At 67.5% G+C, this 16,584-nt stretch carries 20 protein-coding genes; 11 read left to right on the forward strand and 9 right to left on the reverse strand.

The features are described from left to right. On the forward strand, positions 1–564 hold a 564-nt coding region (locus tag SREC43747_RS0109230; protein ID WP_236623105.1), incomplete at its 5' end, for an HhH-GPD-type base excision DNA repair protein. A gap of 42 nt (positions 565–606) precedes the next feature. Here SREC43747_RS0109230 and SREC43747_RS0109235 read toward each other — a convergent pair. Then, entirely contained in the window at positions 607–1,275 is a 669-nt protein-coding gene (locus SREC43747_RS0109235; RefSeq protein ID WP_029720922.1) for a lysophospholipid acyltransferase family protein, read from the reverse strand. Positions 1,276–1,398: 123 nt separating this feature from the next. Between SREC43747_RS0109235 and SREC43747_RS0109240 the strand changes: the two genes are divergently transcribed. Both SREC43747_RS0109240 and SREC43747_RS0109245 read left to right on the forward strand, forming a co-directional pair. Beyond that, complete coding sequence (locus SREC43747_RS0109240) at positions 1,399–1,746, forward strand: DUF3099 domain-containing protein (RefSeq protein ID WP_037331674.1); 348 nt, start codon at positions 1,399–1,401, stop codon at positions 1,744–1,746. Positions 1,747–1,809: 63 nt separating this feature from the next. Continuing rightward, positions 1,810–2,061, forward strand: coding sequence for a DUF3039 domain-containing protein (locus SREC43747_RS0109245; protein WP_029720924.1), 252 nt, complete (start codon positions 1,810–1,812; stop codon positions 2,059–2,061). Positions 2,062–2,078: 17 nt separating this feature from the next. On the opposite strand, the gene SREC43747_RS0109250 is transcribed toward SREC43747_RS0109245, so the two are convergent. After that, the gene (locus SREC43747_RS0109250) at positions 2,079–3,200 is read right to left on the reverse strand and encodes a YihY/virulence factor BrkB family protein (RefSeq protein ID WP_037331676.1); all 1,122 of its coding nucleotides are present in this window, start codon (positions 3,198–3,200) and stop codon (positions 2,079–2,081) included. 321 nt (positions 3,201–3,521) lie between these two features. Here SREC43747_RS0109250 and SREC43747_RS0109255 point away from each other — a divergent pair, with 321 nt between their 5' ends. Beyond that, positions 3,522–5,291, forward strand: coding sequence for a DEAD/DEAH box helicase (locus tag SREC43747_RS0109255; protein ID WP_029720926.1), 1,770 nt, complete (start codon positions 3,522–3,524; stop codon positions 5,289–5,291). 73 nt (positions 5,292–5,364) lie between these two features. After that, positions 5,365–6,573: a cysteine desulfurase-like protein gene (locus SREC43747_RS0109260; protein ID WP_029720927.1), complete on the forward strand. Its 1,209-nt coding sequence runs from the start codon at positions 5,365–5,367 to the stop codon at positions 6,571–6,573. A 61-nt stretch (positions 6,574–6,634) separates the two neighbouring features. Here the strand turns inward: SREC43747_RS0109260 and SREC43747_RS0109265 are convergent, their stop codons facing one another. The 3 genes from SREC43747_RS0109265 to ppgK form a co-directional block, all read right to left on the reverse strand. Then, on the reverse strand, positions 6,635–6,817 hold the full coding sequence (locus SREC43747_RS0109265; RefSeq protein ID WP_029720928.1) for a DUF7455 domain-containing protein: 183 nt from the start codon (positions 6,815–6,817) through the stop codon (positions 6,635–6,637). A 640-nt stretch (positions 6,818–7,457) separates the two neighbouring features. Beyond that, on the reverse strand, positions 7,458–8,849 hold the full coding sequence (locus SREC43747_RS0109270; RefSeq protein ID WP_029720930.1) for an RNA polymerase sigma factor: 1,392 nt from the start codon (positions 8,847–8,849) through the stop codon (positions 7,458–7,460). Positions 8,850–9,089: 240 nt separating this feature from the next. After that, on the reverse strand, positions 9,090–9,851 hold the full coding sequence (gene ppgK / locus SREC43747_RS0109275; protein WP_029720931.1) for a polyphosphate--glucose phosphotransferase: 762 nt from the start codon (positions 9,849–9,851) through the stop codon (positions 9,090–9,092). Positions 9,852–9,932: 81 nt separating this feature from the next. Here ppgK and SREC43747_RS0109280 point away from each other — a divergent pair, with 81 nt between their 5' ends. After that, entirely contained in the window at positions 9,933–10,748 is an 816-nt protein-coding gene (locus SREC43747_RS0109280) for an inositol monophosphatase family protein (protein WP_408005186.1), read from the forward strand. 39 nt (positions 10,749–10,787) lie between these two features. Here SREC43747_RS0109280 and cei read toward each other — a convergent pair whose 3' ends face one another. Further along, entirely contained in the window at positions 10,788–11,516 is a 729-nt protein-coding gene (gene cei / locus SREC43747_RS0109285; protein WP_306413774.1) for an envelope integrity protein Cei, read from the reverse strand. Between the two features lie 407 nt (positions 11,517–11,923). Here cei and SREC43747_RS0109290 point away from each other — a divergent pair, with 407 nt between their 5' ends. Further along, a complete protein-coding gene (locus SREC43747_RS0109290) occupies positions 11,924–12,223 on the forward strand; it encodes a DUF4193 domain-containing protein (RefSeq protein WP_029720935.1) in 300 nt (99 codons plus the stop codon). An 81-nt stretch (positions 12,224–12,304) separates the two neighbouring features. Here SREC43747_RS0109290 and SREC43747_RS0109295 read toward each other — a convergent pair whose 3' ends face one another. Further along, positions 12,305–12,802 (reverse strand): DUF3093 domain-containing protein, encoded by a 498-nt coding sequence (locus tag SREC43747_RS0109295; protein ID WP_081722502.1) that lies wholly within the window; start codon positions 12,800–12,802, stop codon positions 12,305–12,307. 24 nt (positions 12,803–12,826) lie between these two features. Between SREC43747_RS0109295 and dut the strand changes: the two genes are divergently transcribed. The 4 genes from dut to SREC43747_RS0109315 all read left to right on the forward strand — a co-directional run bounded on the left by dut (position 12,827) and on the right by SREC43747_RS0109315 (position 15,220). Continuing rightward, positions 12,827–13,324, forward strand: a complete 498-nt coding sequence (gene dut / locus SREC43747_RS0109300; protein WP_029720937.1) for a dUTP diphosphatase — start codon at positions 12,827–12,829, stop codon at positions 13,322–13,324. Next, positions 13,324–13,983 (forward strand): DUF3710 domain-containing protein, encoded by a 660-nt coding sequence (locus tag SREC43747_RS0109305; protein WP_029720938.1) that lies wholly within the window; start codon positions 13,324–13,326, stop codon positions 13,981–13,983. Before dut ends, SREC43747_RS0109305 begins: the two co-directional genes overlap by 1 nt. Positions 13,984–14,123: 140 nt before the next feature. Continuing rightward, positions 14,124–14,501, forward strand: coding sequence for an OB-fold nucleic acid binding domain-containing protein (locus SREC43747_RS0109310; RefSeq protein ID WP_029720939.1), 378 nt, complete (start codon positions 14,124–14,126; stop codon positions 14,499–14,501). Beyond that, positions 14,498–15,220 (forward strand): DUF3159 domain-containing protein, encoded by a 723-nt coding sequence (locus SREC43747_RS0109315; RefSeq protein WP_029720941.1) that lies wholly within the window; start codon positions 14,498–14,500, stop codon positions 15,218–15,220. The genes SREC43747_RS0109310 and SREC43747_RS0109315 overlap by 4 nt, the downstream gene beginning before the upstream one ends. Here SREC43747_RS0109315 and SREC43747_RS0109320 read toward each other — a convergent pair. Together SREC43747_RS0109320 and SREC43747_RS0109325 are read right to left on the reverse strand one after the other, a co-directional pair. Next, positions 15,217–15,894, reverse strand: coding sequence for a potassium channel family protein (locus SREC43747_RS0109320; RefSeq protein WP_029720942.1), 678 nt, complete (start codon positions 15,892–15,894; stop codon positions 15,217–15,219). The genes SREC43747_RS0109315 and SREC43747_RS0109320 overlap by 4 nt on opposite strands. Continuing rightward, entirely contained in the window at positions 15,894–16,559 is a 666-nt protein-coding gene (locus tag SREC43747_RS0109325) for a potassium channel family protein (protein ID WP_029720943.1), read from the reverse strand. The genes SREC43747_RS0109320 and SREC43747_RS0109325 overlap by 1 nt, the downstream gene beginning before the upstream one ends. Positions 16,560–16,584 lie beyond the last annotated feature (25 nt).

The raw sequence follows: 16,584 nt of genomic DNA on the forward strand, positions 1-16,584 counted from the left end.
ACCCTGTGGTTGACCGGTGATGCCGACGCCGACCAGCTGCTCGCTGAGGACCCGCTGGCGCTGTTGATCGGGATGCTGCTGGACCAGCAGATCCCCATGGAGAGGGCCTTCGCCGGGCCGAAGGCGCTGCGGGAACGGCTCGGCGGGTTCGACGCTCACCGGATCGCGGAAGTGGACCCCGACAAGTTCGCCGCGGTGTGCGCCGAGCCTCCGGCGGTTCACCGGTTCCCCGGGTCCATGGCGAAGCGCATCCAAGCGCTGTGCCAGCACCTGGTGGAGCACTACGACGGCAGGGCCGAGCTGCTCTGGGCCGACGGCAGCGGGAAGGAAGTCCTGAAGCGGCTGAAAGCCCTGCCGGGATTCGGCGACCAGAAAGCCCGCATCTTCCTCGCGCTGCTCGGCAAGCAGTGGGGCGTGCAACCGGAAGGATGGCGGGAAGCAGCCGGCGCCTACGGGCAACCGGAGGTCCGCATGTCCATCGCTGACGTCGTCGACCGGCAAACGCTGCAGGAAGTGCGGGAGTGGAAGAAGCAGCAGAAGGCGGCGGCGAAGAAGGAGCAGTAGACCCCGCTCGGCCGGGCAGCGCTGGTACGCCGTCCCGGGAGGTCAGGCGGCTGCGCCCGGTGTTTGGTAGCGGTCGACGTACTCCTGCTCGGAGAGCTCCGCGATCGCGTACATGATCTCGTCGGTGATCGACCGCAGCACCGGCAACGACTTCTCCATGCCGGCGTAGCGGGAGAAGTCCAGCGGATCTCCGAACCGCACGGTCACCGGGTGCGGCCGGGGGATTCTGGTTCCTCGGGGCTGGAGCTTGTCCGTCCCCACCAGCCCGACCGGAACCACCGGCGCACCGGTGCGCAGGGCGAGCCGGGCCACCCCGGTCCGGCCCCGGTACAGCCGCCCGTCCGGGGAGCGGGTGCCCTCCGGGTGGATCCCGAAAGCACCACCATCGCGCAACACCTGCTCGGCGGCCTCCAGGGACTTCATGGCGGCCCGCCCGCGACCGCGTTCCACCGGGATGGTGCCGAGCGAGGTGAACAGCCAGCGGGAAAGAGCGCCTTTCAAGCCAGTGCCCTGGAAGTACTCCGCCTTCGCCAGGAAAGCGACCGGCCGGGGGAGCACCAGCGGCACGATGAAGCTGTCGATGACGGCCAGGTGGTTGGGGGCGAGGATCACCGGACCGGTCTCCGGGACCTTCTCCGCGCCGATCACCGCAGGGCGGTAGATGCCCCGGGCCACCGAACCGACTACCCGCTTCCCCAATGCGTAGAACATGTCGCCTCCCGGGACGGGAGCTTAGCGGGGCACCGGGGGCTCGATGTTTCAAGCCGATGCCTGATCGGTCAACCAGTGGTCCAGTGCCGCCCCGGGTGTTGCCAGCAGCATCGGGGTGGGAGCATGGAGCTTGGAGGTAGTGGCGTGAAGAGCTCGCACCGTGACACCACCCCGGTGCTGATCACCGAGGCCCAACCGTCCTACGACGACCAGCAGGCGATGCGTCGGCGGCGGTACGCGATCATGATGTTCTGCCGCATCCCGTGCTTGGTGGCCGCCGCCGTGGTGTACCAGACGACACAGCTGTGGCTGCTGGGGCTGGTGATCCTGGCGGTGTCGATCCCGTTGCCGTGGATGGCGGTCCTCATCGCCAACGACCGCCCGGCCAAGAAGAAGGAAACGGTCAATCGCTTCCACCGTTCACCGCGGTCGCTGGAAGCGGGCGATCACCAGGTCATCGAGGGGCAGTGAACGCCCGACCGCCCGGAGGACCACTCGGGGACGGTGCGCACCGGCTTGCGGCATCATTGGGGCATGAGCACGATGACGCTGCCTGACACCGACACTCGTCCGGAAACCACGGATCAGAACGACAGCGATCGCCCTGATCTCTTCCACTACGTGCGCAAGGACAAGATCGCCGAGAGCGCGGTCATGGGAACGCACGTGGTGGCCCTGTGCGGAGAGGTGTTCCCGGTGACGAAGTCGCCGAAGCCGAACTCTCCGGTTTGCCAGAAGTGCAAGGAGATCTACGAATCCCTCCCGCCCGGCGGCGACGACGAGTGAGCTAGGTCCTTTCCCGGTCAGCTCTTCGCCGATCGCCGACTGCCCACCGGGGCCTCGGCTTTCGCCGGAGCAGCGCTGGGCACGGGTTTGGTTCCGGGGCCCGGCCCAGTGCCGGGCTCGGGCGCCTGCTCGTTGCGCCACGCCCGGTACCCCTCTTCGGTGTGAATGCGCTGCGCGAGCCTCTTCATCTCCAGCCGCCGCCACTTCCGCCGCTCCCGGCGGGTCATCTTGGCCGGCCACATCTGCTGGATGGTGTTGTTGAAGTGCGCCCCGATGATGATCGCGAAGCCGAGGAAGAACGCGAACAGCAGGAACGCGATCGGGGTGGCCAGGGCGCCGTAGGTGTAGCCGGTGGTGGTGACCCAGGAGATGTACAGGCGCAGCCCCACGGTGGAGCACAGGAACACCACCATCGCCAGCAGGGCCCCGGGCAGTCCCCGGTGCCACGGCAGCTTCTTCGGCAGCGCCGCCTTGTACAGGGTGGCCAGGGCGAGGACCAGCAGCACCCCGGTGGCCGGGTAGTAGAACGCGTGGATCAGCCAGGCGATGTCGTCCTGGAGGTTCTCCGGGAACAGCGTGGGCAGCACGTTCGGCCCCAGCGCGATGACCGGCAGTCCGATCACCGCGAGGACCAGGCTGACCAGGTAGAGCAGCAGAGCGAAGACGCGCTGCCACACGGAATTGCGGATCATGTGCTGGTCGTAGGCCAGGGTTATCGAATCGACCAGCGAGGCGAGGGCGGAGGAACCGGCCCACAGGGAGAGCACGAAGCCGATCGAGACGATTTCCGATCGGCCCCTGGTCAGGATGTCCTCGACCGTCGGCTGGATGATCTGGTCCACCACGTTGCTGGTGAACACGGTCCGGCTGAAGGCCAGGATGTTGTCGTGCACGGCGTCCACCACGCCCCGGCCGAGCCACTCGCCGAGGAATCCGAGACTGCCGAGGAGCGCGAGCAGCAGCGGCGGCAGTGACAGCGTCTGCCAGAAAGCAGCTGCCGCGGACTCCGAGAAGATGTTGTTCCACCACGCCTTGCAGGCGGTGTTCCAGATCAGGCGCAGTGGGCCGCGCTGCACTGGTTCACCGCTGGGGGGCGTGTCCTTCTGCCCCCGCTGTGGACGTGGATTAGCTGGAACCATGACACCTTCAAGGATGCTTCATGCTCTTCGCCGGCGGGCGACAACCCGGAGAAGTCCTGGTGCGTGTCGTGCCGCTCCGGGCGAATTGTCCCGGTCGAAGACCTCGTGGCACGCCTCCGCAGCGGTGCCCGGGAACTGCCCGACCGGCCTTGCCGGTTTCGCCACAACTGCGGCATGGCCAACCCGATCTGCCCAGCCGGCAGCGGTAGGCTGCACGACGGCCCGTGCCTGGCCGTGCCCGGTGTTCCTGTCCGCGGCAGGTCGAGTCAGGCGCTGAATTGGCGTGTCAGCGGGAAACTCAGAAAGGAGCAGCGAGCCGGCGTGTCCGAAGCGCATCTGGACCACTCTGTTCGTTCTGTGCTCAGCGCCCCCGCGCAGGCTTCTTCCCGTCCACTGCGTACTTGGCAGCGCCGCGCTCTGACCAAATACCTGGCGACCAAGCCGCGGGACTTCTTGGCGGTCGCCACCCCCGGGGCGGGCAAGACGACCTTCGGTCTGCGGGTGGCCGCAGAGCTGCTGGCGGACCGCACGGTGGAAGCCGTGACGGTCGTGGCCCCGACCGAGCACCTCAAGCACCAGTGGGCGCTGGCCGCGGCGGGGACGGGAATCCCGCTCGATTCGAACTTCCGCAACAGCGACGGGACCACTTCCTCCGACTACCGGGGCGTGGTCGTCACCTACGCCCAGGTGGCGGCGCACCCGACGCTGCACCGGGTGCGCACCGAGCGGCGCAAGACGCTGGTGATCCTCGACGAGATCCACCACGCCGGAGACGCCAAGTCGTGGGGCGATGCCATCCGAGAGGCGTTCACCCCCGCGGTGCGGCGCTTGGCGTTGACGGGTACGCCGTTCCGCAGCGACGACTCCCCGATCCCGTTCGTGGAGTACGAACCCGACGGGGAAGGCGTGCTGCACAGCAAAGCGGACCACACCTACGGCTACGCCGATGCGCTGCAGGACGGCGTGGTGCGCCCGGTGGTGTTCCTCGCCTACTCCGGTGAAGCCCGCTGGCGGACCAGCGCCGGGGACGAGTACACCGCCCGGTTGGGCGAGCCGATGACCGCCGAGCAGACGGCCCGGGCTTGGCGCACCGCCCTGGACCCGGCCGGGGACTGGATCCCTTCGGTCCTCCAAGCCGCTGACGTCCGGCTCACGCAGCTGCGCAACGGTGGGATGCCCGATGCCGGCGGTCTGGTCATCGCCTCCGACCAGGCCAACGCCAAGGCCTACGCGAAGATCCTCCGGGAGATCACCGGCACGGCTCCGACGGTCGTGCTCTCCGACGACCCGAAGGCGTCCGGTCGGATCGCGGAATTCGCCGAATCGGAAGACCGCTGGATGGTCGCCGTCCGCATGGTCAGCGAAGGGGTGGACGTGCCCCGGTTGGCCGTCGGGGTGTACGCCACCAGCGCGTCCACTCCGCTGTTCTTCGCCCAGGCGATCGGCCGGTTCGTGCGCGCTCGTCGACCGGGGGAGACGGCGAGCATCTTCCTGCCCAGCGTGCCCGTGCTGCTGGAATTGGCGAGCCAGCTGGAAACCCAACGGGACCACGTGCTGGGCAAGCCGCACCGGGAGAAGGGCGGCTGGGACGATGAGCTGTTGGCCGAGGCCAATCGCCAGCGGGACGAACCGGGCGAGGAGGAGAGGGCTTTCACCGCTCTCGGCGCTGAAGCCGAACTGGACCAGGTCATCTACGACGGTTCCTCGTTCGGCACCTCGGCGTTCAGCACCAGCGAGGACGAACAGGAGTACATCGGACTGCCCGGTCTGCTGGAACCGGACCAGGTCCGCGCCCTGCTCCGGCAGCGGCAGCAGGAGCAGCTGCGCAAAGTCGCCGAACGGGAAGCGGCGGAGAAGAGCAAGCAGCAACAACAGCAACAACAGCAGCAGCAACGTCCGCAGAACGTGCAGGAGCGCCTGCGCAAGCTCCGCAAGGAGCTGAACACCCTGGTGGCCTTGCACCACCACCGCACGAAGAAGCCGCACGGGGTGATCTACAAGGAGCTGCAGCGGGTCTGCGGAGGACCGCCCACCGCGATGGCCTCCATCGAGCAGCTTGAGGAGCGCATCGCGACGCTCCGGTCGTGGTGAAACCGCGGTTCTTTTCGGCGCTGTCCTGACGGGACTTCCGCCGCACGAGCAGTTGATCTCTTAGGCTCGCCGCATGGCGTACGACGTGGAGAAAATCCGAGCGCAGTACCCGGCGTTGGCCGATGGCAGGTCGTGGCTGGACGGAGCGGGCGGTACCCAAGTCCCGCAAGCGGTGATCGACGCCGTTGCCGACGCGTATCGCGTGGGTATGTCGAACCTCGGTGGCCCGTACGTGTCCAGCCGTCGGGCTGGCGGGATCGTGCAGGAGGCCCGCTCCGCGGTGGCTGATCTCGTGGGCGCTCCTGATCCGTCCTGCGTGGTCTTCGGGTTCAGCATGACCGCGTTGACCTACCGGTTCGCCTCGGTGCTGTCGGCGGGCTGGGGGCCAGGTGACGAGATCGTGGTGACCCAGCTGGACCACGACGCCAACGTGCGCCCGTGGGTGCAGCACGCCCAGCGGTCGGGAGCCGCGGTCCGCGTGGCCGACGTCGACCCGGAGACCGGGGAATTGCCCGTCGATCACGTCGTCGAGCTCATCGGAGAGCACACCAAGCTGGTGGCCGTCACCGCTGCTTCGAATTTGATCGGCACGGTGCCGGAGTTGAAGCCGATCATCGAGAAGGCCCGGGAAGCGGGGGCGGTCTCCTACGTCGACGGTGTGCAGCACTGCCCGCACCACCAGGTGAACCTGGCCGAGCTGGGGGCGGATTTCTACGCCACCAGCGCGTACAAGTGGGCAGGTCCGCACCTGGCCGCGGTGGTGGCCGCCGATCCCTGGTCGCTGGAGAACCTCTACCCGGACAAGCTCGCCCCGTCTCCGAACTCGGTGCCGGAGAGGTTCGAGCTCGGCACCGTCCCGTTCGCTTCCTTGGCCGGGGTCGTCGCCGCGGTGGAGCACTTGGCCGGGCTGGATTCGGCGGCGACCGGGAGCAGGGCGGAACGGCTCGCCGCTTCCCGCCGCGCGATGCGCGAGCACGAAGCCCAGCTCGCGAAGCTGCTGTTCGACGGTTTGACGCGGATACCGGGCCTCACCCGGCACGGGAAGCCGCGCCGGACGACACCGACGGCGCTGTTCACTTTGGAGGGGATGACCCCGACGACCGTTGCGGAAAAGCTCGCAGAGCGCGGGGTCAACGTTTCCAGCGGCAACTGCTACGCCTGGGAGCTGGTGCACGCCCTCGGCCTGGGGGAGGCCGGTGGGGTGCGAGCCAGCCTGTCGCATTACACCAACGAGGCGGATGTGCGGCGGCTGTTGGAGGCGCTGGCCGACATCGCGAACTGACCCGGATGCGAAGAGGCCCCGGAGCCGCAGCTCCGGGGCGCTCGATCGTTCCCGAACTAGATCATCGCTCGTCCTGCAAGTCCGCGTTCATCTCGCGCAGCCGCGGCTCGAACTCTCGAGCGTGGTGGCCGCAGAAGAGCAGTTCGCCTCCGGACGGCAGCACGGCACGAAGTTTGGCGGCGGCCCCGCAGCGGTCGCAGCGGTCGGCGGCGGTCAGCTCGGGGCGAGTAAGCGTTCCCGGCATCGTAATCTCCCTCCGTCGCGGCGCCGGAAAGAATCCAGCGCTTCGATCTGCTGCGACTACCTCGCCGTTGCCGGTCCGGTGCGTCGCTGCTTCCACTCTTGCAGACGCACAGCCCAAAGTCAGTGTTCCAACCTGGCTTCGCGACTCGTGTCACGCTGAAATACCCAGTTGCCGCAATGAGCTTTGCGGAGCGTGACGAAAAGCCTGCAGGAAGCCTGTGACCAGCAAAAACGTTGGGCTTGTGATCAACTCTTCCGGGTGAAGGAAGATCAGATCAATCGGAACAAGGTGCACAAGCTCACATTCCGGTCAGATATTGCGAGGGGTTTTTCCGCTGCAAGCGAACAGCATTTCCCGCCGATCGGACAGCGAAATGAAAACGAGTGCTTCAGCAATGCAAGTGAATCCCCGCTGCTTTCACGTTCACCGTTTCGCGCGTCATTCGAGTTGAGGCTTTCCGCGGCGAGCCTCTGGAACGGTCGCCCGGAAGTTCTCGCCAGGAGAGCTCGAGCCGCTGATCGAAGCGCGGCGCGCCGGGAAGGGGCCGGTCTCGCGAGGCGTGCGCGTCCACTCCGCCGGGTGGGCGAAAAAAGGCGCCTGACCTGCTGAGTCGCAGGTCGGGCGCCGTAGCGGAGTTCGTTCAGTCCAGGTAGTCGCGCAACACCTGGGACCGGGACGGGTGCCGGAGCTTGGACATCGTCTTCGACTCGATCTGGCGGATCCGCTCCCGGGTCACGCCGTAGACCTGACCGATCTCGTCCAGAGTCCGTGGCTGCCCGTCGGTCAGACCGAACCGCAGGCGCACCACGCCGGCTTCGCGTTCGGACAGCGTGGCCAACACCGACTGCAGCTGGTCCTGCAGCAAGGTGAACGAGACCGCGTCGACGGCGACGATGGCTTCCGAGTCCTCGATGAAGTCGCCGAGCTGGCTGTCGCCCTCGTCGCCAATGGTCTGGTCCAGCGAGATGGGCTCCCGGGCGTACTGCTGGATCTCCAGCACCTTCTCCGGCGTGATGTCCATCTCCTTGGCCAGCTCCTCGGGGGTGGGTTCACGCCCCAGGTCCTGGAGGAGCTCGCGCTGGATGCGGCCGAGCTTGTTGATGACCTCGACCATGTGCACCGGGATGCGGATGGTGCGAGCCTGGTCGGCCATGGCGCGGGTGATCGCCTGCCGGATCCACCAGGTCGCGTAGGTGGAGAACTTGTAGCCCTTGGTGTAGTCGAACTTCTCCACCGCGCGGATCAGACCCAGGTTGCCCTCCTGGATCAGGTCCAAGAACGCCATTCCGCGCCCGGTGTAGCGCTTGGCCAAGCTGACCACGAGACGGAGGTTGGCTTCCAGCAGGTGGTTCTTGGCGCGTTCCCCGTCCCGGGCGATCCAGCGCAGGTCCCGGCGAAGCTGGGTCGGCAGGACCTCGCCCTTCTCCTCAGCCTGCCGCAGGCGCTCTGCTGCGTAGAGGCCGGCCTCGATGCGCTTGGCCAGCTCGACCTCTTCCTCGGCATTGAGCAGGGCGACCTTGCCGATCTGCTTCAGGTAGGCCCGCACTGAGTCGGCTGAAGCCGTCAGCTCGGCATCTTTGCGCGCCTGCCGAAGCGCTTCGGACTCCTCCTCGTCCCAGACGAAGTCGCCATCCTTGGTCTCCTCCTCGGAAAGCGATTCTTCGGGGATCTCCACGTCTTCGACGTCGGCCAGATCCCCGACGTCCGGTGAAGTCAGGTCGGTCTCGATCGGTTCGTCGATGCCCAGGCCCTCGCCGTTCTTGGCAGAAGTCTTGGTCGACTTCTTTCCGGAGCTCTTGGTGCCCTTCTTAGCCGCCGACTTGGTAGCGGTCTTCCGAGAAGTCGACTTGGTGCTGCTCGAGCTCTTGGTGGTGCGGCTCTTGCGAGCGGTGGTCGACTTCTTCGGCTTTTCGACGGCCTCGGCCGCTGCGGTCGCCTCCGTAACGGAAGTGGCTTGCGACTGGGCCGACTGGGCACCGCCGGACTTCGCAGCGGAGCTTGAGCGTCGGGTTGCGGTGTTTGCGGCTGCCACGTACGCCCTTTCGCGACGGTCGATCAGGGCTGGCCAGAGGGCGCGAAACCTCGGCCGCCAAAGGTCGGGAACATCCCGCTCGTCGAGTCCCCTGCGGAGGTTCGGGAGTCACTGCTTGATCTCCCCTGTCGAGGACTCCGAATCAAGCGGGCTGCGTTCCATTGTAACTGCGATAAACGCGCGCGGTTCCCCTGCAAGGTGTACTCCACGTCGCCCCTGGTGTGCTATCCGCGCGCGTTGTTACTCATTTGTGCTGTTCATGGCCGCTGTGGCAGCTCCGACTATGCCCGCGTCGTTCTTCAGGGCGGCGGCCACCACCGGGCTACGGGTCTCCAACAGGGGGATCCACTTGTGCCCCTTCTTGCTCACCCCGCCGCCAGCGATGATCAAATCCGGCCACAGGAAGCGCTCCAACGTCTGGATGTAGCGCGTGACGCGGGGAGCCCACTCCGGGTAGGAGAGGTCGAGGTTGTCCTTGACGGAGGCCGCGGCCATCTTCTCCGCGTCCTGGTTGTCCACCTCGATGTGGCCGAACTCGGTGTTGGGCACCAGCTTGCCGTCGATGAACATGGCGCTGCCGATGCCCGTGCCGAAGGTGAGCACCACGACCAGCCCGCGGTGGCCCATGCCGGCTCCGAACTGCATCTCCGCCATGCCGGCCGCGTCCGCGTCGTTCAACACGACGACCTCTTCGGGGGACCGGCAGAGGCGTTCTGCGAACAAGGTCCGGGCATCGGTCCCGATCCAGTTCTTGTCCACGTTCGCCGCTGTCAGCGCAACGCCGTCCTTCACCACGCACGGCAGTGTGATGCCGACCGGACCCTGCCAGCCGAACTTCTCCACAATCTCGGCCACCACGTTCGCCACTGCCTCGGGCGTCGCTGGCTGCGGGGTGGGGATCCGCAACCGCTCCTCAGTCAGCACGCCGCTGTCGATATCGACCGGGCATCCTTTGATGCCGGACCCTCCGACATCCACGCCGAAACCGCGGGCTGTGCCCATGGCTGATCCTTCCTATTCGATTCAGACCAAGGTGTGGAGACCTTAACCGGGTTGTGTTCCGATGTGTGCGTGGGATTGGCTATTGAGCGAGAAGCGACGGCTTTGCGTGAGGTCGCGATGCGGATCGCACGCGAAGCGGGTGACCTTGCGCGCACGGTCCGTGACGAAGCGGTGACCGATGGCGCGGTGGACACCAAGAGCACTGAAACAGATGTGGTAACCGCCGGCGATCGCGCCGTCGAACGGCTCATCAGGCAGCGGCTCGCGGAGCTCCGCCCAGGTGAGCCGGTCTTGGGGGAAGAAGAAGGCGGTGAAGGCAGCAAGCTCGAAGGTCTTCGCTGGGTCGTGGACCCGATCGACGGCACGGTCAACTACCTCTACGGCTACCCCTGGTACGCCGTCTCAATTGCAGCACAGCTGGACGGCCGCTCCATCGCGGGAGCGGTGGTGGAACCGGCGACCGGGCGGATCTGGAGCGCGGCGCTGGGGCACGGCGCCTTCCTCGGCGACAAGCAGCTGCGGGTCTCCGGAGCGGACCGGCTGGACCTGGCTCTGGTCGCCACCGGCTTCGGCTACGACCGGCAGCGCCGGATCGAGCAGGCGCGCGTGGTGAACCAGCTGATAGGTGAAGTTCGCGACATACGGCGCTTCGGAGTCGCCTCGCTGGACCTGTGCGCGGTCGCGGCGGGCTGGCTCGACGGCTACTACGAGGTCGGGCTGCACCGCTGGGACTGGGCGGCGGGCGCGCTGATCGCGGCCGAAGCGGGAGCTGAAGTCCGGGTTCCGGCGCAGGGCTCCGCGGACGGGCTCGGCGACGGGATGATCGTGTGCGCTTCGCCGGGGATCGCCAAGGAGCTCACCGAGGCCCTGATCCGCTGCAGGGCCGGCGAGGTGTGAATCACCTCACTGCTGAAGCGGGGTGGGAGCCACCCCGCTTCAGCAGTGCACGTCGCGTGCTTTGGCCAGCAGTTCCTCGTCGATCTTGGGCTTGCTGTCCTCGCCGGGCGACTGGGACTTCAGCTGCTGCATGACCTGCTTGGCCTCCGAAGTCGGCTTGATGTCGTTGAACTCGGTGCCGAGCGCGAAGTCGATGGTGTCGTCCGTGCGGCCGTCGTGGACCAGCTGAGCGCAAGGGGCGATCAGGCTCAGGGTGCGAGCCGCTCCGGCCCCGGCCGAGCCGAACCGGATCTGGCCGTGGCAGTTCAGGTCGTAGTTGACGTACACCGGGTCGTTGTCCGGCTCTCCGCCTTCGGCGAAGCCCAGGTCGGTCAGCACGCCGCTGACCAGCGAAGCCTGGTTGACCTCGCCGTTGCCGTTGAGCACCCGCACCTTCACCTGCTGCGGGGGCACCGGCGCGACGTTGTCCAGCGCGTTCCGCGGCAGCATCTTGCCCAGCGGTGGGGGAGCGGACTGGGAGGTCCCGTCGACCGGGGCCGCTGTCGGCGGAGCGGGCTGGTTGCACCGGGTCGCGGTTTCGATGTCCTCCACCGATTCGAAGACGCGGGTCCAGAGCAGGCCTGAAAGCAGCACCAGCGCGCCCAACAGCACCAAAGCCGGCAGCGGACGTCGCCGCCGGTACCGGGGTCCCTGACGCCTTAGACTTCCGGTTGACACGTGCTGCCCCTCCCTGCGATCTTCGCTCGGCGTGCGCCGGCACGGCTTCACTAGATCAGCCTAGGTGTTCGTGCGCTCTGACGCGGTCTCGAAAGGCAGCCCGTAGCGGAGTTGTTGTTTACCTTTGGCCAAGTGCGCACCGGAAATAGACATCCCGGTACACGCGTTCGGGCTAGGCGACGCGTTCCGCGCGTTGACGTTCCTCACCGGTGCCGTGCCTCCTTCGTGCAACCGACACCACACCTACGGGTGACCTTCTGCATGGGCTGCTTGGGTATGAGCTACCCTTCCGGCGCCTCAGGGAGTGCCGATGAGGCGAGTCGCTCACTAAGGGGGAACTTGGACACGTTGCAGGGCGAGGCCGGTATCACGGCACCGCCGGGCACAAAACCGGGTCCTGGGACGTTTACCACCGGCACACCTATTGCAGTCTCCACTTAACGCAGGGGTGAAAGACGATGGCGACCGACTACGACGCTCCGCGCCGCGAGTCCGACGACCTGGCAGAGGACTCGCTCGAGGAGCTGAAGGCGCGGCGCAACGATGCGCAATCCGGCGTCGTCGACGAGGACGAAGGGGCGATCGCGGAGAACTTCGAGCTCCCGGGCGCTGACCTGTCCGGTGAAGAAATGACCGTGAAGGTGCTGCCGAAGCAGGCTGACGAATTCACCTGCTCCAGCTGCTTCCTGGTGCACCACCGCAGCCGCTTGGCGGAGGAGCGCAACGGTCAGTTGTTCTGCCGCGACTGTGCCGCCTGAGCTGCGCTCGACCAGTCCGTTCCGCTCGACGACGACCGGCTGGCGGCTGGGCACACGCGATGACTGCGTGTGCCCAGTTTTTCATTTCCGCATGACCGCCTCGACGAGCTTCTCCGGGTGGCGGGTGCTGACCACCCAGTAGGGAGTGGGGTCGTCCTCGTCGTCCAGCCAGATCCGCACCGAAGTCCGGATCCAGGGCCGGTGCAGCAGGAAGGCGGCGGGGTCCAGGTCGGGTCCGAGGGCGCTGCGCTTCTCCTCGGGCGGGATCACCTCGGCGTCCTCGACGAACCGCAACGGCAGGTGGGCGTCTCCCGCCCACAGCTCGCCGTCCCGCACCTCGATCTTCGTGCGCCCCAACCACAGCAGGCCGGCGACCGCCAGTGGAATCAGCACCAGGTACGGGAGCCATGCTCGCACTCCCGGATACCCGAGGTGGATTTCGGCGGCCAACAGGCCGGCCGCCACGATGGGGAACGGCCAGATCCACCACGTGGCATACAGCCGTTCGCGGTACACCACTTCGTTCGCCTTTCCGGGGGCCTCCCCGTGTACGGCGGCCACTTCTGCACTCTCGGACACGTTTTCAGGGTAGTCTCGCCGCCCGTGTCGAACGTGAAGGTCCTGTTGACTCGACTTGATCCGGAAGTTCCCGTTCCGTCCTACGCGAAACCCGGCGATGCCGGGGCCGATCTGGTCACCACTCGGGACGTGGTGCTGCAACCGGGTGAGCGGGCCGTGGTCGGCACCGGTGTGGCGATCGCCCTCCCGGAGGGATACGCGGCATTCGTGCACCCCCGCTCCGGGCTGGCGGCCAAGACCGGGTTGAGCGTGGTGAACACCCCCGGGACCGTGGACGCGGGGTACCGGGGTGAGATCAAGGTGTGCCTGATCAATCATGATCCCGTCGAGCCGGTAACGCTCCGCCGCGGCGACCGGATTGCCCAGTTGGTCGTGCAGAAGGTCGAGCACGCGGTGTTCTTCGAGGTCGACGAGTTACCGGAGTCGCAGCGGGGAGCCGAGGGGTACGGGTCCACCGGGGGACACGAGTTACTGGCAGCTTCCGGCAACAGTGGGTTGACGCAGGACGGAGGTCTTGACTGATGTTTCGATGGGGCCGTCGCAAGAAGGCTGCCGAGCCGGTCGTGGAGCAGGGCTCCGAGGACGAGTCGGTCGTCGAAGAACTCCCTGAGCACGGGCCGTACGACGAAGCGGAAGCGCCCGAGGACGGGCTGGAGCGGCTCGACCTGGGGTCGGTGAAGTTCCCGGTTCCGGAAGGAGCCCAGCTGCAGGTCGAGGTGGATCCTTCCGGTCCGGTGCGCGCGGTGCACGTGGTCACCGAGCTGGGGCGGCTCACCGTGAGCGCGTTCGCCGCTCCCCGTTCCACCGGGGTGTGGGACGAAGTCCGCGCTGAACTGATCGGCCAGTTGCAGAAGGACGGCGCCCGGGTGCGCACCGAACCCGGCGACTGGGGCGAAGAGGTCGTGGCCGACACCAACAAGGCCGTGCTGCGCTTCGTCGGGGTGGACGGGCCGCGGTGGTTGGTCCGCGGTGTGGCCGCCAGCCCGGCCGAGCACGCCAGGGACTGCGCCAAGACCCTGTACAAGGTGCTGGACGACACCATCGTGGTCCGGGGGCAGGAGCCGATGCCGGTGCGCGCGCCGCTGCCCATCCAGTTGCCGGAGCAGATCATGCGCCGGATCCAGCAGGCCCAGGAGCAAGGACAGCCGCAGACCAACGGCCAGGTGGGTACCGGCGGCTGATCCAGTGCTGGGCCGGCTCGCTCGCGCTGCCCCGAAAGAGCGGTTGGTGCGGCGGTGCTGACAGGACGACCACTCGTGCTGGAAGAGCGGGCTACGCTGACGGGTACAGGCACAAACCGGCATGCGCACAGGAGCGCGAAATGACCAAGCCGCGGGGCGGCTACTTCCGCCGCCTCATCAGTCGGTTGACCGCCGACGTCGAAGAGCTGGACGCCGCCGAGCTATCGGAGTGGTCGGCAGCTGGTGGCGCGCAGCGTGCGTGCGACTGCCAGTGCGGGCAGGAAGCGGTCGTGCTCGGGCGGGTTCGCTGCGTCGGCATGTCGCCCAAGGCTTCCGCCCCGACCCTGGAAGCAGAACTGTTCGACGGCACGGACGAGGTCACCCTCGTGTGGCTCGGCCGGCGCAAGATCCCCGGGATCGAGCCTGGTCGAGTCCTCAAGGTGCGGGGGCGGATCGCCGTTCGGAACGGGCAGAAGGTGCTTTACAACCCCTACTACGAGTTGCAGACCACCGCATGAGCGAACGCAGTGCAGCAGAATGCCCCGGTTCCGGGCGGCAAACCGCCGAATCCGGTGAGAAGTCGGACCAGGCCCCCGAGCAGACCCTGCTCGAGCAGATGGGCGGGGTCAGCGGCCTGGCCTACTCCGCGATCCCGATCGTGCTCTTCGTCGTCGTCAACTCGCTGGCCGGGCTCACCACGGCGATCTGGGCGGCGATCGGGGTGGCCATCGGCATCGCCGTCTTCCGACTGGTGCGGAAGGAACCGGTGCAGCCGGCGATCTCCGGTGTGCTCGGGGTGGCGGTGTGCTCCTTCATCGCCTACCGCTCGGGAGATGCCAAGGGGTTCTTCCTGCTGGGCATTTGGACCAGCCTGCTCTACGGCGGGGTGTTCCTGCTGTCGGTGGTGGTCCGCTGGCCGCTGGTGGGAGTTGCCTGGTCGGCGCTCAACTCCCAGGGTTTCGGGTGGCGCCGGCAGCGGCGCGCGATGCTCGGCTACGACGTGGCCACGCTGGCCTGGACCGCGGTGTTCGCGGCGAAGTTCGTCGTCCAGCAGTGGCTGTACGCCGCGGACGAGACCGGGTGGCTGGCGGTGGCCCGGATCGCGATGGGGTATCCGCTCACCGGCCTGGCGCTGCTGGTCACCGTGTGGGCGATCCGGCGGGCCGGCCGAGAAGCCGAGCAGATCGCCGCGGCGAGCGCGGAGGGAGCGGTGCGGCCCGGGCCTGCCGCGGACTAGTCCGCCATTCCCGGCGCGGAGCCGTGCACCAGGTCCCGGATCTGCTGCTCGACGTCAGTGGTGGTGACGAAGAGGACCTCGTCGCCGACCTCCAGCGAGTCGTCGTCCTGCGGGACGATCACCCGCCCACCGCGCAGGATCGTGACCAGCGCGGCGTCAGCGGGCAGTTTCAGGTCCTGGATCCGACGTCCGGCCAGTGGCGTGCTCTCCGGCAGCGTCACTTCCACCAGGTTGGCCTGTCCCTGCCGCAGGGTCATCAGCCGCACCAGATCCCCGACGTTCACCGCCTCTTCCACCATCGCGGCGAGCATCCGCGGGGTGGACACCGCGACGTCGACGCCCCAGGCGTCGGTGAACAGCCACTCGTTCTCCGGGTCGTTGACCCTGGCCACCACGCGGCGGACCGCGAACTCGGTCTTGGCCAGCAGCGACACCACCAGGTTGACCTTGTCGTCACCGGTGGCGGCGATCACCACGTCGCAGGACTCCAGCCCGGCCTCCTCCAAGGAGGACAGCTCGCAGGCGTCGGCCAGCACCCACTCGGCTTCCGCGATGCTCTTCGGGTGGTAGTTCTCGATGCTGCGCTCGATGAGCATGACCTGGTGGCCGCCTTCGAGCAGCTCGAGCGCGATCGACCGTCCCACCGCGCCAGCACCCGCGATTGCGATGCGCATCATTCACTCTCCTGGGGACTCCGCCGGGAAATCGAAGCCACCTCGTTGACGGTTCCGGAGAAGGCGGCCACGTAGACCGAGTCGTCGGCTTGGATGATGGTGCCGGGGTCCGGCAGGACACCGTTGCCGAACCGCATGATGAACGCCACCCGGCTGCCGGTGGCGGCTTCCAGCTCGCTGACCCGGTGGCCGACCCAGTCCTCGTGGAGCGGCAGCTGCAGCACGGCCATCGTCCCGGACGGTTCCCGCCACGCGGTGGCCACTCCCTCGGGGAGGAGCATCCGCAGGAACCGGTCGGTGGTCCAGGAAACGGTGGCGACGGTGGGGATGCCGAGCCGCTGGTAGACCTCGGCCCGCTTCGGGTCGTAGATCCGGGCGACGACGCGCTCGACCCCGAACGTCTCCCGGGCCACCCGGGCCGACACGATGTTCGAGTTGTCGCCGTTGGACACCGCGGCGAACGCCGAGGCGCGCTCGATGCCGGCTTCGATGAGGATGTCCTTGTTGAAACCGTTGCCGGTGACCTGCAGTCCTCGGAAGTCCCGGCCCAGCCGGTGGAAGGCGTGCGGATCCCTGTCCACCACCGCCACGGTGTGGCCGAGGCGTTGCAGGGCGGCGGCCAGCGCGGCCCCGACGCGGCCGCAGCCCATGATCACCACGTGCACGACCAGTCTCCTTGCTGCGTTCGAC

This window comes from Saccharopolyspora rectivirgula DSM 43747, assembly GCF_000497205.1.
Taxonomy (GTDB): Bacteria; Actinomycetota; Actinomycetes; order Mycobacteriales; family Pseudonocardiaceae; genus Saccharopolyspora; species Saccharopolyspora rectivirgula.

Bases quoted from the DNA above. Each gene is read 5' to 3' on its own strand.
- SREC43747_RS0109235 (WP_029720922.1), bottom strand. From the start codon at position 1,275: ATGTTCTACGCATTGGGGAAGCGGGTAGTCGGTTCGGTGGCCCGGGGC.
- SREC43747_RS0109240 (WP_037331674.1), top strand. From the start codon at position 1,399: ATGGAGCTTGGAGGTAGTGGCGTGAAGAGCTCGCACCGTGACACCACC.
- SREC43747_RS0109245 (WP_029720924.1), top strand. From the start codon at position 1,810: ATGAGCACGATGACGCTGCCTGACACCGACACTCGTCCGGAAACCACG.
- SREC43747_RS0109250 (WP_037331676.1), bottom strand. From the start codon at position 3,200: ATGGTTCCAGCTAATCCACGTCCACAGCGGGGGCAGAAGGACACGCCC.
- SREC43747_RS0109260 (WP_029720927.1), top strand. From the start codon at position 5,365: ATGGCGTACGACGTGGAGAAAATCCGAGCGCAGTACCCGGCGTTGGCC.
- SREC43747_RS0109265 (WP_029720928.1), bottom strand. From the start codon at position 6,817: ATGCCGGGAACGCTTACTCGCCCCGAGCTGACCGCCGCCGACCGCTGC.
- ppgK (WP_029720931.1), bottom strand. From the start codon at position 9,851: ATGGGCACAGCCCGCGGTTTCGGCGTGGATGTCGGAGGGTCCGGCATC.
- SREC43747_RS0109290 (WP_029720935.1), top strand. From the start codon at position 11,924: ATGGCGACCGACTACGACGCTCCGCGCCGCGAGTCCGACGACCTGGCA.
- SREC43747_RS0109305 (WP_029720938.1), top strand. From the start codon at position 13,324: ATGTTTCGATGGGGCCGTCGCAAGAAGGCTGCCGAGCCGGTCGTGGAG.
- SREC43747_RS0109310 (WP_029720939.1), top strand. From the start codon at position 14,124: ATGACCAAGCCGCGGGGCGGCTACTTCCGCCGCCTCATCAGTCGGTTG.
- SREC43747_RS0109315 (WP_029720941.1), top strand. From the start codon at position 14,498: ATGAGCGAACGCAGTGCAGCAGAATGCCCCGGTTCCGGGCGGCAAACC.
- SREC43747_RS0109320 (WP_029720942.1), bottom strand. From the start codon at position 15,894: ATGCGCATCGCAATCGCGGGTGCTGGCGCGGTGGGACGGTCGATCGCG.